The sequence below is a fragment of the Streptomyces sp. NPDC048637 genome (assembly GCF_040650675.1).
Lineage (GTDB): Bacteria > Actinomycetota > Actinomycetes > Streptomycetales > Streptomycetaceae > Streptomyces.
Genome location: NZ_JBEZHQ010000004.1, coordinates 430,183 through 445,659, shown reverse-complemented (window position 1 = coordinate 445,659; position 15,477 = coordinate 430,183). Strand labels below are relative to the sequence as shown.

The window sequence follows — 15,477 nt, the reverse complement described above, 5'->3', positions numbered from 1 at the left end:
GGGCTTCGACTCGCTGACCGCCGTCGAACTGCGCAACCGTCTGAACGCGGCCGTGGGTGTCCGGCTGCCGTCCACGGTGATCTTCGACCACCCGACCCCCGAGGCCGTGGCGGACTTCCTGATCACCGAGCTGTCCGGGCGGGAACTGGTCGGCCACACGGCCGTGCTGGACGAGTTCGAGCGTCTGGCCGCCGGGCTCACACCGCCGGACGACGAGACCCGCGCTGAGATCGTCGCCCGCCTGGAGGCGCTGACCCAGCGCTTCCGCGTCCACCGTGTCGTCCGCGAGGCGGGCGAGGCCGAGGAACGCGCGCTTCAGGAGGCCACCGCCGACGAGATGTTCGCCCTCCTGGAGGACGAACTCGACGATCCGGACTTCGAGTGACCACGCCGGGCCCGTCGGCACCAACACCTCCCGAACAAGGCCGAATGTGAGCGACATGCAGAACGAAGAGAAACTGCTCGACTTCCTCAAGCAGACCACCGCGAAGCTCCGCAGCACGCGGGCCCGGTTGCGCGAGGTGACCGAGCGGGAGCGGGAGCCGGTCGCGATCGTCGGGATGTCCTGCCGCTACCCGGGTGGGGTCCGCAGCCCCGAGGACCTGTGGGAGCTGATCGTGTCGGGCGGGGACGCGATCGGCGGGTTCCCCACCGACCGAGGCTGGGACCTCGACGCCCTCTTCGACTCCGCCCCGGGCACGGACGGCACAAGCAGCGCCGTCCAGGCCGGGTTCGTCTCCGGAGCCGCGGACTTCGATGCCGGGTTCTTCGGGATCAGCCCGCGCGAGGCGTTGGCCATGGACCCGCAGCAGCGGCTGCTGCTGGAAACCTCCTGGGAGGCGATCGAACGGGCCGGGATCGACCCGGCAAGCCTGCGGGACACGGCCACCGGTGTGTTCGCGGGCGCCGCGCCCTCCGGCTACGCGACTTCCGGCGGGGACCTCTCGGGCTCGGAGGCGCACCTCATCACGGGCACGGCGATGAGCGTGCTGTCCGGCCGGGTGTCGTACGCGCTCGGCCTGACCGGGCCGGCAGTGTCGGTGGACACGGCCTGCTCCTCCTCGCTGGTCGCGCTCCACCTCGCCGTGCAGTCGCTGCGCTCGGGGGAGTGCACGATGGCGCTGGCCGGCGGGGTGACCGTGATCGTCGGCCCGGGCGAGTTCGTGGGCTTCTCGCAGCAGAACGCTCTCGCCCGGGACGGGCGCTGCAAGGCGTTCGGCGCGACCGCCGACGGCATGGGCCTCGCCGAGGGTGCGGGCGTGGTGGTGCTGGAGCGGCTCTCGGACGCCCGGCGCAACGGGCACCGGGTGCTGGCCGTCGTCCGGGGGAGCGCGGTCAACCAGGACGGCGCGTCCAACGGCCTGTCCGCGCCCAACGGCCCGTCGCAGCAGCGCGTGATCCGTGCGGCGCTCGCCAACGCCCGTCTGACGACGGGGGACGTGGACGTGGTCGAGGCGCACGGCACCGGCACCACACTGGGCGACCCGATCGAGGCGCAGGCGGTGCTGGCGACCTACGGGCAGGGCCACCCGGTCGAACGGCCGCTGTGGCTGGGGTCGGTGAAGTCGAACATCGGGCACGCCCAGCAGGCGGCTGGCATCGCCGGGGTCATCAAGATGGTGCTGGCGCTGCGGCACGGGGTCCTCCCGGCCACGCTGCACGCGGCGGAGCCGACCCCGCACGTCGACTGGTCGGCCGGGCACGTGAGCCTGCTCCAGGAGCCCGTCGCGTGGCCGGCGGGCGCGCAGCCGCGTCGCGCGGGCGTCTCGGCGTTCGGCATCAGCGGCACCAATGCGCACGTCATCCTGGAGGAGGCTCCTGCTGGGGAGTTGCCCGCGCCGGAGCCGGTCGGGACACCGGTGCTGCGCGTGGATCCCGCGGCGCTCCCGGTCACCGTCTCCGGGCGGTCCGCGGAGGCCCTGGCGGACCAGGCGGAGCGGCTGCGGGGGTACCTCCTGGCGCACCCGGAGCTGTCGCTGCCCGAGGTGGCGAGGTCGCTCGTCATCACGCGGACGGCGTTCAAGCGCCGTGCGGTGGTACTGGGCACGGATCGTGCCGAGCTGGCGGCGAAGCTGGCGGCCGTGGCGACGGACCAGCCCGGGGCCGGTGTGGTGACGGGCGACGTGCCGGCGGCCGGGGTGGGGCGGACCGTGTTCGTCTTCCCGGGTCAGGGGAGTCAGTGGGTCGGCATGGGCCGCGAACTGGCGGAGGCTTCCCCGGTGTTCGCGGCCAGGTTGGCGGAGTGTGCGGCGGCTCTTGCTCCTTTCGTGGAGTGGGAGTTGGGTGATGTTCTGGCGGGACGTCATGGTTTTGAGGCTGCGGATGTGGTGCAGCCGGCGTTGTGGGCGGTGATGGTGTCGCTGGCCGCGGTGTGGCAGGCGGCGGGTGTGGTGCCGGATGCGGTGGTCGGTCACTCGCAGGGTGAGATCGCCGCCGCCGCTGTCGCGGGGATCCTGTCCCTCGAGGACGCGGCGAAGGTCGTCGCCCTGCGCAGCAAGGCCCTGAAGGCGTTGGCGGGCCGGGGTGGGATGCTGTCGATGGCTGATTCGGTGGATGCGGTTCGCCAAAGGATCGCGCCGTTCGGCGGGCGTCTGTCGGTCGCGGCGGTCAACGGCGCCTCGGCGACCGTCGTCTCCGGCGACGCCGACGCTCTGCGCGAACTCGCCGAGTCGTGCCCGGAGTCCGTCCGCGCCCGGATGATCCCGGTCGACTACGCCTCGCACAGCGCCCACGTGGACGAACTGCGCGAGGAGATCCTGTCCGTCCTCCAGGGCATCGCACCCCAGGAGGCGCGGATCCCGATGATCTCCTCCAGCACCGGTGCGATGGTCTCCGGACCCGAGCTGGTGCCGGATTACTGGTACGTCAGTCTGCGCGAGACCGTCGAGTTCGACCGGGCCGTGCGTGCCCTGGCCGAAACCGGTCACGGCGCCTACATCGAGGTGTCCCCGCACCCTGTGCTGGCCCCGGCCATCGCCGACAGCCTCGACGCGTACACCCCGGTCGTGGCCGACACCCTGCGTCGCGACGACGGCGGCGCCGGGCGTCTCCTGCTCTCGCTGGCCGGCGCGTACGTGCGGGGCGTGTCCGTGGACTGGACGACGCTGCTGCCGGCCGGGACCGGGAACGGCACCGTCGAGTTGCCTACCTACGCCTTCCAGCATCGCCGCTACTGGCCGGTGTTCCCGGAGCCGGTGTCCCGGGACGTGGTGGCCAGCTGGCGGTACCGCATCGCGTGGCAGCCCCTCGGCGGGCCGTCGGGCGCGGTGCCGTCCGGTACGTGGCTCGTGGCCGCCGGCCGGGCCGGGGCGGAGACAGCCGGCGAGGTGGCCGGCGCACTGCGCGACCGCGGCGTCGAGGTTCGGGTGCTGGAGACCGGAGCCGCTGATCGCGGGACCTTCGGCGACGCCCTGCGCGGCATCGGCGAGGTGGCGGGCGTGGTGTCCCTCCTCGCGCTGGACGAGACGCCGCTGCCCGGCCGTCCGCGCGTGCCCGCCGGCCTGGCGGCGACCAGCGCGCTGTTCCAGGCGGTGGTCGACGGCGGGTCGGTGGTGCCGCTGTGGGTGCTGACCCGTGGCGCGGTGGCGGTGCTGCCGGGCGAGGTGCCCAGCGTGGCGCAGGCCCAGGTGTGGGCGTGGGGACAGACAGCGGGTCTGGAGCAGGCAAAGCAGTGGGGCGGCCTGGTCGATCTTCCGTCCGGATTCGACGCGTCGGTCGGGGACCGGCTGGCCGGGCTGCTCGCCGCCGGGCCGGGGGGTGAGGACCAGGTCGCGCTGCGCGGTTTGGGACCGCTCGCGCGGCGTCTGGTGCGCGCTCCGCGGCCGGCGGCAGACCCGGACGGGCCGTGGCGGACCCGCGGTACGGCGCTGATCACCGGCGGGACGGGCCTGATCGGCGGTCGGACGGCGCGCTTGCTGGCCGAGCGGGGCACCCCGCGTGTTGTACTGGCCGGCCGCTCGGGCCCGGCCGCCGCCGGGGTCCCGGCATTGGCGGCCGGCCTGGCGGCCCTCGGCAGCGCCGTCGACGTCGTCGCCTGTGACGTCGCCGAGCGGCTCGCGGTCGGTGCGCTGCTGGACCGCATCGCCGCCACCGGCCCCGCGCTGTCGGCCGTCGTGCACTCCGCGGGAACCGGTCACGGGGCGCCGGTCGCCGAGCTGACCGCCGAAGGGCTGCAGACGGCCTCCGAGGTGAAGGTCGGCGGCGCGCTGCACCTGCACGAGCTGTCGGTCGAGCGTGGTCTGGAGCTGGACGCCTTCGTGCTGTTCTCCTCCGGTGCCGCCACCTGGGGCAGTGGACTGCTGGCGGGGTACGGCGCCGCGAACGCGGCGCTGGACGCCCTGGCCGAGCGGCGGCGCGCGGCCGGACTGGCGGCCACCTCCGTGGCCTGGGGCCTGTGGGGCGGCGGCGGCATGGGTGCGGGGGAGGCGGGTGAGCAGCTGAGCGCCTACGGGCTGCGGACGATGGCCCCCGAGCGCGGTGTCGAGGGGCTCGCCCAGGCGCTGGACGACGATGAGACCCTGCTCGTCGTCGCCGACATCGACTGGGACCGGTTCGTTCCGCTGTACACGCTGCACCGGCCGAGCCCGCTGCTGTCCGAACTCCCCGACGCCCTTCGCGTCCTAGAGGGCGAGGGGGAGGGCGAGGAGGCGTCCGGCGCACGGCCGTCGGCCGCCGCCGCGCGGTTGTCCGCCCGGCTCGGCGAGGCGCGGTCGGTGCGGGAACGGGAGGCGGTCCTGCTCGACGCGGTCCGTGAGCACGCCGCCGCCGCGCTCGGCCACCCGGACGCGGCGTCCGTCGCCCCGGATGCCACGTTCCTGGAGCAGGGGTTCACCTCCCTGAGCGCCCTGGAGCTGCGCAACTGGCTCGCCGGGGCCACCGGTCTGCAGCTGACCGGTCCGCTGGTCTTCGACCATCCCACACCCGCTTTGACGGCCGCGTACCTGCGGGATCGGCTCGACGGCGACGCGGTGTGGCAGGGCGGCGGACCGGAGCGGGTCGCTCCCCGTTTCGCCCTGGCCGCCGCGCCGGAGTCCGTAAGCGGTGCGGGGCCGGCCGGGAACACCGGGACGGCGGCGGCCTCCGAGGCGCTGGCCGCCCTGTACCTGCGGGCGAACAGCCGCGGCCGGGGTGCCGACGCCGTACGGATGATCGCCGGGCTCGCGCAGTTCCGGCCCTGCTTCACCGGTGCGGGTGAGCTGGAGAGCGTCCCGCCCCTGGTCCCGCTCACCCGCCGGTCCGCCGACGCGGTCGGGCCCACGCTCGTCTACCTGCCGTCGTTCGGTGCCGGCGACGCCCAGGAGTTCGTCCGCCTGGTCCAGGGCTTCCGCAGCCCCCGGCACGTCCTCTCCGCGGTGATTCCCGGCTACACGGCAGGGGAGCCCCTGGCCGCCGGCCCGGACGCGCTGCTCGACCTGTGCACCCGGACCGTGCTCGCCGCCTCGCAGACGGCCGCGGAGGCCGGGCCGTTCGTCCTCGTCGGGTACTCCTCCGGCGGGCTGGTCGCGCAGGCCCTCGCCACCCGCCTCGCCAACCTGGGCCGGGGCCCCACGGCGATGGTGCTGCTCGACAGCTTCGCCCCGCAGACGGCCGGTGCCCCCGACGAGATCATCGGCACGCTCCCGGCCGCCGTGCTCCTCGGCAACCCCGGGGGCATCGACGCGGGAGGCATCGGCGGCGACGACTGGCTGACCGCGCTCGCCCACTACTACGACCACGACTGGCGCGACCGTCTCCCGTACAACGCCGACCTGCCGACCCTGATGGTCCGCCATGCCGGTGAGCCGGGCACCCCCGAGGGTCAGGACGGTGCCGTCGCCCTCCCGTGGGGTTTCTCCGGCAATCTCACCTCGGTCACCGTGCCGGGCGACCACTTCACCATGATCGGCTCCCACGCCGGGACCACCGCGCAGGCCGTCGAGTCCTGGCTCGACGCGCACTTCATCACCACGACCACCACGATCACCGAGGACAGGAACGATGACTGACCGTCAGGAGCAGCGCCGCCTCGCCGTCATCGGCGGCGGGGTCATGGGCACCAACATCGCCGCTCTCGCCCTCGGCCACGGCATGGACGTCACCCTCGTCGACATCGACGAACGGATCCTGGCCACGGCCCGGACGACGATCCGCCAGAAGCTGAAGCACGCCCAGTTGCTGGACGCCCTTCCGGTGGACCGCCCCCGCGGGACGCTGGCGACCACCACCGTGCCGGCCGACATCGCCGACGCGACCGCCGTCATCGAGGCCGTCGTGGAGGTCACCGAGGTCAAGCGCAAGGTGCTGACCGAGGTCTCCGGGCTGGTCGCCCCCGGCACCCTGCTGATCTCCAACACCTCGTGCATCCCCATCGACGAGATGGCGGGCTGGGTCGCGCGCGGCGACGAACTCGTCGGCGTGCACTTCATGAACCCCGCCTACCTGATCACGATGGTCGAGGTGATCCGCGGCCGGGCCACCGGCGACGCCACGATGACCGCGGTCACCTCGCTGCTGGCCGCGCTCGGCCGCACGGCGCTTGTGGTCGACGACGCACCGGGCTTCGTCGTCAACCGGCTGCTGCACCCGCTGATCAACCGGGCGGCGATGCTCGTGCAGGAGGGCGTCGCCTCCGCCGAGACGGTGGACGGGCTACTGGAAGGGTGCCTGGGCCACACCACCGGACCGCTGCGCACCGCCGACCTGATCGGTATCGACAACCTCGTCGACTCCCTGCGGGTGCTGCACGACCGCACCGGCGACCCCGAGTGCGACCCCTGCGAGCTGATGCTCCAGAAGGTCCGCGACGGGCACCACGGCCGCAAGACCGGCCGCGGCTTCTACACGTACGGCTGAGCGCCGGGTTTTCCCGAGCGGCCATCACCGATCTACGGAAGGGCACAGACACAATGACCACCGCGAACGCCGGTGCCGAGACCACCGCTGTCGAGCAGGCGCTGACCGCCTTCCTCGTCGAACGGACCGGTGTCGAACCCGAGCCCGAGCAGGACCTCTTCGCCACGGGCGCGATCTCCTCGATGTTCGCCATGGAGCTGGTGGTGTTCCTGGAGGACACATACGACGTCGAGATCGTCGGCCCCGAGCTGAGCAGGGACAACTTCCGCAGCGTCCGCGCCATGTCGGCGATGGTGCTGCGCCTGCGCGGGGCCGGGGAAGCATGAGCGCCGACGTCACGGTCGCAGACGGCACGCGCGGCGACGGCACGGGCTTCGACACCGCCGCGATCGACGCCCTGGTCGGTGACGGGCCGGCCGTCTGGGACGCGACCGGCCGGATCCCCGTCGAACTCCTGCGCAAGCTCGGCGGGATGGGGGTGTTGTGCGCCGAGGCGCCGGCCCGCTTCGGCGGGCCCGGCCGCACCAGCCTGGCCAACGGCGAACTCACCGCCCACGTCGGAGCCCTGTGCAGCTCGTTGCGCAGTGTCATGACGGTCCAGGGGATCGCCGCGGCCACGGTCCGCCGCTTCGGCGACCGTGAGCAGCGCCACCGCTACCTCGGGCAGCTGACGAGCGGCCGGCTCGCCTGCGTGGGCTTCAGCGAGCCCGGCGCGGGCTCCGACCTCAGCGGCATGGCCACTCGCATCCGCCCGGCCGGCGACGGAACCGGCGATCTGATCGTCTCCGGCGAGAAGATGTGGATCACCGGGGCCGCCTATGCCGACCTCGTCATGGTCGTCGGCCGCTACGGCGACGGCCAGGACGGCGCTGCCGCGATGGTGCCGACCGACGCTCCCGGCGTCGGCATCGAACCCGTCACGGCCCCGCTCGGCTGCCGCGCCGCCACGCACTGCCGCGTCGTCCTCGACGACGTACGGATTCCGGCCGACGCCGTGCTCGGCGGCGGCCGCCAGCCACTCGCACTGCTGATCACGGTCGGCCTGTCCTACGGTCGGATGTCGGTGGCCTGGGGCTGCGCCGGCATCCTGCGTGCCTGTCTCACCGCCGCCGTCGAGGACGCCCGCACCCGCGAGCAGGGCGGCGGCCCGATCGCCGAGCATCAGCTCGTGGCCCGGCACCTCGCCGAGCTGTACACCTCGGAGCGGATCGCCACCCAGGTCTGCCGGCATGCCGCCGAGCAGTGGGACCGCGGCGCCGCGGACGCGGCGGTGGCGGCGGTGCTGGCCAAGCAGGTCGCCTCCACCCACGCGGCGCGCGGCGCCGCGACGGCGGTCCAGGTGCTCGCCTCCCGTGGCTTCACCGACGGCCATGTGGTGGCCCGCGCCTACCGGGACGCCAAGGCCATGGAACTGATCGAGGGCAGCACCGAGATCTCGCAGCTGATCCTGGCCCGGCACGCCCTCGACCGGCTCTGAGCCACCTGCCACCCCTTGCGAACACCACGAACACCACGAACACGGCAACGGACGGAATTCGAAGGAGAGCCCCGTGTCCGACGCACCCACCCTCGTCAAGTGCCTGGTCTGGGACCTGGACAACACCCTGTGGCGGGGCACTCTCCTGGAGGACCACGAGGTGGTACTGCCCGAGGAGATCCGCCGCACCATCGTCGACCTCGACGCCCGCGGCATCCTGCAGGCCGTGGCCAGCAAGAACGACCACGACCACGCCTGGCAGCAGCTGGAGGCCCTCGGCATCGCCGAGTACTTCGTCCTGCCGCAGATCGGCTGGCACCCCAAGTCCCAGTCGGTCAAGGAGATCGCCGACCGGTTGAACTTTGCCATGAGGACCGTCGCCTTCATCGACGACCAGCCCGCGGAGCGCGCCGAGGTCGCCCACCACCACCCCGAGGTCCGCTGTTACGACGCGGCGCAGGGCGCAGAGCTGACCGCCCTCCCCGAGTTCAGCCCGGCCGTCGTCACCGTCGACGCGGCCCGCCGCCGCAGCATGTACCAGGCGGGCTTCCGCCGCACCGCCGAGCGCGAGGAGTTCACCGGCCCCGACGAGGAGTTCCTCCGTTCACTGGACCTGGTCATGGAGATCAAACGGGCCGACTGTGCGGCCCTCTCCCGTGTCGAGGAGCTCACCCTCCGCACCAGCCAGATGAACGCCACCGGCGTGTACTACTCCGACGCCGACCTCCGGGCCCTGATCGCCGACCCGGAGCACGAGGTCCTCACCGTTGCCCTCACCGACCGCTTCGGCCCGCACGGTGCCGTCGGCGTGCTGCTCCTCGGCTACCACGAGCGGGTCTGGCACCTGAAGCTGCTGGCCACCTCCTGCCGGGTGGTGTCCTTCGGCGCGGGCGCCGTCCTGCTCGACTGGCTGATAGGCGAGGCGGCCGCGGCCGGCGTCCATCTGGCCGCCGACTTCCGCCGCACCGACCGCAACCGGATGATGGAGATCGCCTACCGGTTCGCCGGCTTCACCGACGAGGCGTGCGACTGCCTCGCCGGACTGCCCGCCGTCGACTCCGCCGGGACGGCCGGCTCCGAGCGTGCGGGCATCGAGTTCCGGCATCTGGTGGCCGACCGCCGTCCGGCCCCCACCACCACGCGCGTCGAGGCCCCCGCCCTCGGCCCCGTGAACACCACGGGCGGAGTCGGCGCATGACCTCCGAGCCCTTGGCCGTCATCGGCATGGCCTGCCGCTACCCCGGCGGCATCAACTCGCCCGAGGACCTGTGGCAGGCCCTCGTCGAACGCCGCACTGTCGCGGGCCCCTTCCCCACCGACCGCGGCTGGGACCTCGACGCGTTGCGCCGCGACGGCCGCTGCGCCACCGACCGCGGCGGATTCCTCGACAGTGCGACCCTGTTCGACGCCGCGTTCTTCGACCTCTCCCCGCGCGAGGCCGACGCCATGGACCCGCAGCAGCGGATCGCCCTGGAAGTGGGCTGGGAGGCCCTGGAACACGCCCGCATCGACCCGACCACCCTGCGGGGTTCCCGCACCGGGGTGTTCCTCGGCGCCGAGGCCCGGCCCTACGGACCCCCGCTGCACGAAGCGCCCGCCGAACTCGCCGGAGTGCTGTTCACCGGCACCGCCCCCAGCGTCATCAGCGGGCGCCTTGCCTACACCCTCGGCCTCAACGGCCCCGTCCTCACCGTCGACACCTCGGCCTCGAGCTCCCTGGTGGCGCTGCACCTCGCCGTCGAGGCGCTGAGCAGCGGCCGGTGCGAACTGGCCCTGGCGGGCGGGGTGACGGTGATGACGACGCCCGCCTACCATGTCGCGTTCAGCGCGCTGGGCGGCCTGGCCCCGGACGCCCGCTGCAAGCCCTTCTCCGCGGACGCGGACGGTGTCGCCTGGTCGGAGGGGGCCGGCGTCCTCGTGGTGGAGCGGCTGGAGCGGGCACACCGCCTCGGCCACCGGGTGCTGGCGGTGATCCGCGGTTCGGCCGTCAACTCCGACGGCGCTGGCCCCGGCCTCACGGCTCCGAACGGTGAGGCCCAGCGCGAGGTCATCCACGCCGCGCTCGCCGACGCGGAGCTGGCCCCCGCCGACATCGACGCCGTCGAGGCGCACGGCACCGGCACCCGTCTGGGCGACCGCGTCGAGGCGGGCGCCCTGCTCGCCGCCTACGGCCGGGACCGGGCGCACGGATGCCCGCTGCTGGTCGGCTCCGTGAAGTCCAACCTCGGCCACACCCTCGCCGCGGCGGGCGTCGTCGGCGTCATCAAGACGGTCCTCGCCCTGCGGCACCGCACGCTCCCCGAGTCGCTGCACATCACCGCGCCCACGCCGGCTGTCGACTGGGGAGACGGTGCGGTGCGGCTGCTGACGGAGACGACACCGTGGCCCGACACCGCGCACCCTCCCCGCGCAGGCGTGTCGGGCTTCGGTATCGGCGGCACCAACGCCCATGTCGTCCTGGAGGCCGCCCCCGCCGAACCGGCCTCTACTGCGCCCGTGGCGGACAGCGCCGGGGCCCGACCGCTGCTCGGCACCGCCCCCGTCTGGCTGCTCTCCGCCCGTACGCCCACCGCCCTGGCCGCGCAGGCCGAACGGCTGCGGGAGCACCTGGCGGCCCGACCGGAGCTGTCGCACCGGGATGTCGCCTGGTCCCTCGCCACGACGCGGGCGGCGCTCCACCACCGTGCCGTCCTGCTCGGCCCGGATCCGCTGGACGGCCTGGCGGCCCTCGCGGCCGGCCGCCCCTCCGCCGTGGTCGTCACCGGCGAGGTCCGCCCCGAAGGTCCCGGGCGGACGGTGTTCGTGTTTCCCGGTCAGGGCGGCCAGTGGGTGGGGATGGGCCGTGAGCTGGCCGAGGTCTCACCTGTGTTCGCGGCGCGGCTGGCCGAGTGCGCCGAGGCGCTGGGCCCCCATGTGGCGTGGGAGCTGGACGACGTCCTGGCGGGCAGTTACGGCTTCGAGGCCGCCGACGTGGTGCAGCCGGCGTTGTGGGCGGTGATGGTGTCGCTGGCCGCGGTCTGGGAGGCAGCTGGTGTCGTGCCGGACGCGGTGGTCGGCCACTCCCAGGGCGAGATCGCCGCCGCGGCCGTCGCGGGCATCCTGTCGCTGGAGGACGCGGCGAAGGTGGTGGTGCTCCGCAGCCGGGCGCTGACAGCGCTCGCCGGGCGCGGCGGGATGCTGTCGGTCGCCGAACCGGTCGATGCGGTCCGGGAGCGTCTCGCGCCGTTCGGGGAGCGGCTGTCGATCGCGGCGGTGAACGGCCCCTCGGCAACGGTGGTGTCCGGTGAGCCCGACGCCCTGCGGGAGCTGGCGGACATGTGCGGTGAGGCGGTGCGCACCCGGACGATTCCCGTCGACTACGCCTCGCACAGCGCCCACGTGGACGAGCTGCGCGAGGAGATCCTCGCCGCCCTGAAGGGGATCGAGCCGGGCCGGGCACGGGTCCCGATGGTCTCCGCGCTGACCGGGGAGTGGCTCGCCGGCCCCGAGGCGGGCCCGGGCTACTGGTACGCGAGCCTGCGCGAGACCGTCGAGTTCGACCGGGCCGTCCGGGTGCTCACCGCCACCGGCCACGGCGCCTTCGTCGAGGTGTCCCCGCATCCGCTGCTGGTCGGCGGCATCGCCGTCGAGGTGGCCGTCGGCACCCTGCGGCGGGAGGACGGCGGTGCGGACCGCCTACTGGCCTCGTTGGCCGAGGCCCATGTCCACGGGGTGTCCGTCGACTGGAGCACGGTCCTGACGGCGGCCGGCCGTTCTGTGGACCTGCCCACCTATCCCTTCCAACGCGCTCGCCACTGGCTGACCGGCGGGCACCCGGTCCCGGCGCGTCCCGACGCCGCCGCCGGTGCCGCGTCCTCGGCCCCGCAGCCTGCCTCCACGACCCTGGGCACCGAACGGGCCGTGCTCGATCTCGTCCGCGGCCACGCCGCGGCCGTCCTCGGCCACGACGGTGCCGGGGGTGTGCACCCGACCCGCACGTTCAAGGCCCAGGGCCTGGGTTCCATCCTGGCCGTCGAACTGCGAAACCGCCTCGCGTCCGCCACCGGCCTCGCGCTCCCGCCGGGCCTCGTGTATGACAACCCGTCACCCATCGACCTGGCGTCTCACCTGTATGCCGCACTGCACCCCGATCCGCTGCCCGCGGCGCTCGACAACCTCGAAGCGCTGCTCGCCGCCGCCGAGTACCCGTCGGTCAGGGCGCGCGCCCTGGCCCGGCTGGAGTCGCTGGTGGGCCGGTCCCGCGGCGAGTCCGGCCGCGGGACCGGCGCGGACGCCCTGTCCGACACTACCGACGACGAACTGCTCGCCCTCATCGAGGCCGAGATCGGTCCCGACCGTGATCACTGAACGGAGAACCATGCCGACCCGACCCGACCTCGCCGCCGCTGACGACGACCTGTGGCTGCGCTGCTACCGCAGGACGGAGGCTCCCGCCGCCCGCCTGGTGTGCTTCCCGCACGCAGGGGGCACTGCCCCGTTCTACCGCCCTATGCCGTTCGCGTTGGCCGCCGCCGATCGCGTCGAGGTCCTGGCCGTCCAGTATCCGGGCCGTCAGGACCGCCGCCGTGAGGAGCCGATCGCCGATCTGAACGTCCTGGCCGACCGCATCCACGAGGTGCTGGCCCGACGGCCCGGGCTGCCCCTGGTCCTGTTCGGCCACAGCATGGGTGCCGTCGTCGCCTTCGAAGTGGCCCGCCGCTGTGAGGCCGCCGGGCGGCCCGCCGCCCGCCTGGTCGTCTCCGGCCGCCGCGGCCCGGCGGTCGGGCTGGGGCCGGCCGAGGGTATGCACCTGCTCGATGACGACGCGATCACCGCCGAGATCCGCCGCCTGGACGGCTCCTCGTCCATCGTCCTCAGCGACCCCGACCTGATGGCGGCGGCGATGCCGGCGCTCCGCGCCGACTACCGTGCCATCGAGACCTACCGGGCCGACGGGGACGCCGTTGTCACCTGCCCGATCACCTCCCTGAACGGTGACCGCGACCCCAAGACCTCGGTCGCCGAGGCGGAGGACTGGCGGGCACACACCACCGGAGGGTTCGACCTCCACGTCTTCCCCGGCGGCCACTTCTTCCTCGTCGACGAGATGCCGCGGGTCATCGGCATCTTGGACGGCCACCTGTCCGAGGCCGCCGGGGCTCCGACCCTTTCCTCCGGCGTACGGTGACGCGCCCCGCGGGTGCCTCCCGGGCGGGTACCACCTCCCGGGAGGCACCCGCCGGGGGATCTGCGGAGAACCCCGTCGAGAGGTGTGCCACCCGTCAGGGTGTCAGATAGCCCTGCGAGAACCCGGCGGCCACGGCCGCTGCCCGGTCGCTGACGCCGAGTTTGGCGTACACGTGCAGGAGGTGCGTCTTGACCGTCGCCTCGCTGATGAAGAGCTTCTGCGCCGCCTCGCGGTTCGTCGACCCCTTGGCGATCAGTTCGAGGATCTCCAGCTCACGTGCCGAGAGCGGCGCGGGCGCGGGCCGCCGCACCTGCCCCATGAGGCGGGTCGCGATCGAAGGGGACAGCACCGCCTGTCCCTGCGCGGCCGCCTCCACCGCGCGGAACAGTTCCTCCACCGGCGCGTCCTTGAGCAGGTAGCCGGTGGCACCGGCTTCGATGGCCGGCACGACGTCGCTGTCCGTGTCGTACGTGGTGAGCACCAGCACCCGCGCCGGCACACCGCGCTTCGTCAGTTCCTTAATGGCGGTGACCCCGTCGGTCCTCGGCATCCGCAGATCCATGAGGATCACGTCGGGCCGGAGCTTCTCTGCGGTGGCGATGGCCTCCGCACCGTCACCAGCCTCGCCGAGCACCTCGAAGCGGTGGTCGGCGCTGAACATGCCCCGCAGCCCGTTCCGCACCACCGGGTGATCGTCGACGATCAACAGCGTGATCAATCTGCACCTCCCGCAGGGATGGCGGGGACGGCCGCCGAGATCGCCGTCCCGCCACCCGGTTCCGACTCGATGGCCAACTGCCCCGCGAGGCGCTGCACCCGCTGGCGCATGCCGACGAGCCCGAACCCCCCGTTCGTGGAACCGTGGACCCGCTTGGCGTTCGGATCGAAGCCCACTCCGTCGTCCCGCACGTCAAGGGTGACCAGGTCCTCCATGTACGACAGGGTCAGGCCGACCCGACTGGCTCGCGCGTGCTTGGCCACGTTGGCGAGTGCTTCCTGCGCGGTCCGCAGCAGCGTTACCTCGACCTCCGTGTGCATCGGCCGCACGCCACCGGTGGTGGTCAGCACCGCGTCGATGTGGTTGATCTCCGACCAGCGCCTGACCACGTCGCCGATCGCGTCCGGGAGCCGGGCCTCGGCGAGCACCGTCGGCTCCACCGCGTGGACCGTCCGGCGGGCCTCGACGAGGCTTTCGCGGGCCAGGTTCGTCGCGTTCGCCAGGTGCCGGCGCAGCGTCGAGGGCTCGTCCAGGATCTGCTCGGCGGCCTGGAGCTGGGTGAGTATGCCGGCCAGACCTTGGGCGAGGGTGTCGTGGATCTCCCGTGCCATCCGCTGCCGCTCGTCCACCACGCCCGCCTCGCGGGCGTGGACCATCAGCTGGGCGTGAAGGCTGGCGTTCTCCGCCAGCGCGGCCTCCAGCTTGGCATTGGCCTTGTGCAGCTCGACGAGTGCCTGCTTCTGCTTGGTGTTGCGGTGGTCGGCCATCTCGATGAAATGGAACAGTGCCCCGGCCAGCAGCGCGGAGATCAGGCCGACGGCCAGCCACGCCCACCACATGCGGGCGGCGTTGATGCCGGCCACGCCCCCCATGAAGGCCGCCGCCGAGATCATCGCGGTGGCGGCGGCGCCGGCGTACCGCCGACGACCCTTCAGGTACTGGAATGCCTGGGGGTAACCGATGAAGGTAAAGAGGCCGTACCACGGCGCGATGGCCACCAGGCAGGCGGCCAGCAGCATCAGCCCGGTGTAGTACACGCCCATCAGCGGACGGTTCTGACGCCGTTCCGAGTGGAGCGTGCGGAAGCAGAGCATCCAGAGCGCGGCGGCGGCCGAGAGCCCGAGCACAACGGAGAAGTGCGTCGGCACTTTCCAGATCAGCTGAAACAGCGTGATCACGGTGCTGATCCCCAAGAGGGCGTACGGAAGGACCTTGAAGGTCGTGTTCTCCGTACGCTCCCAGTAGTCGAACTCCGCGCGCAGCTCGGCCTCGATGCTCAACTCA

The 15,477-nt window shown here is 73.2% G+C and carries 10 protein-coding genes; 8 read left to right on the top strand and 2 right to left on the bottom strand.

From position 1 onward, the window contains the following. The 8 genes from AB0C46_RS09320 to AB0C46_RS09285 form a co-directional block, all read left to right on the top strand. Positions 1–385 (top strand): phosphopantetheine-binding protein (locus tag AB0C46_RS09320; RefSeq protein ID WP_362826996.1); only part of this gene is annotated, 385 nt, incomplete at its 5' end. Positions 386–440: 55 nt separating this feature from the next. Further along, positions 441–5,984 (top strand): SDR family NAD(P)-dependent oxidoreductase, encoded by a 5,544-nt coding sequence (locus tag AB0C46_RS09315; RefSeq protein ID WP_362826995.1) that lies wholly within the window; start codon positions 441–443, stop codon positions 5,982–5,984. Then, positions 5,977–6,831 carry a 3-hydroxyacyl-CoA dehydrogenase family protein gene (locus AB0C46_RS09310; RefSeq protein WP_362826994.1) on the top strand — a complete coding sequence of 285 codons (855 nt, stop codon included), beginning with the start codon at positions 5,977–5,979 and terminating at the stop codon, positions 6,829–6,831. Before AB0C46_RS09315 ends, AB0C46_RS09310 begins: the two co-directional genes overlap by 8 nt. 53 nt (positions 6,832–6,884) lie before the next feature. Continuing rightward, complete coding sequence (locus tag AB0C46_RS09305; protein WP_362826992.1) at positions 6,885–7,157, top strand: acyl carrier protein; 273 nt, start codon at positions 6,885–6,887, stop codon at positions 7,155–7,157. After that, positions 7,154–8,308 carry an acyl-CoA dehydrogenase family protein gene (locus AB0C46_RS09300; RefSeq protein WP_362826990.1) on the top strand — a complete coding sequence of 385 codons (1,155 nt, stop codon included), beginning with the start codon at positions 7,154–7,156 and terminating at the stop codon, positions 8,306–8,308. The genes AB0C46_RS09305 and AB0C46_RS09300 overlap by 4 nt, the downstream gene beginning before the upstream one ends. A gap of 73 nt (positions 8,309–8,381) precedes the next feature. After that, the gene (locus tag AB0C46_RS09295; RefSeq protein ID WP_362826988.1) at positions 8,382–9,506 is read left to right on the top strand and encodes an HAD-IIIC family phosphatase; all 1,125 of its coding nucleotides are present in this window, start codon (positions 8,382–8,384) and stop codon (positions 9,504–9,506) included. Next, on the top strand, positions 9,503–12,655 hold the full coding sequence (locus AB0C46_RS09290) for a beta-ketoacyl synthase N-terminal-like domain-containing protein (protein ID WP_362826987.1): 3,153 nt from the start codon (positions 9,503–9,505) through the stop codon (positions 12,653–12,655). Before AB0C46_RS09295 ends, AB0C46_RS09290 begins: the two co-directional genes overlap by 4 nt. A gap of 10 nt (positions 12,656–12,665) precedes the next feature. Next, complete coding sequence (locus AB0C46_RS09285; RefSeq protein ID WP_362826985.1) at positions 12,666–13,475, top strand: alpha/beta fold hydrolase; 810 nt, start codon at positions 12,666–12,668, stop codon at positions 13,473–13,475. Between the two features lie 94 nt (positions 13,476–13,569). Here the strand turns inward: AB0C46_RS09285 and AB0C46_RS09280 are convergent, their stop codons facing one another. Both AB0C46_RS09280 and AB0C46_RS09275 read right to left on the bottom strand, forming a co-directional pair. Continuing rightward, a complete protein-coding gene (locus AB0C46_RS09280) occupies positions 13,570–14,193 on the bottom strand; it encodes a response regulator transcription factor (RefSeq protein WP_362826983.1) in 624 nt (207 codons plus the stop codon). Further along, positions 14,190–15,473, bottom strand: a complete 1,284-nt coding sequence (locus AB0C46_RS09275; RefSeq protein WP_362826981.1) for a sensor histidine kinase — start codon at positions 15,471–15,473, stop codon at positions 14,190–14,192. The genes AB0C46_RS09280 and AB0C46_RS09275 overlap by 4 nt, the downstream gene beginning before the upstream one ends. Between the last annotated feature and the right edge of the window lie 4 nt (positions 15,474–15,477).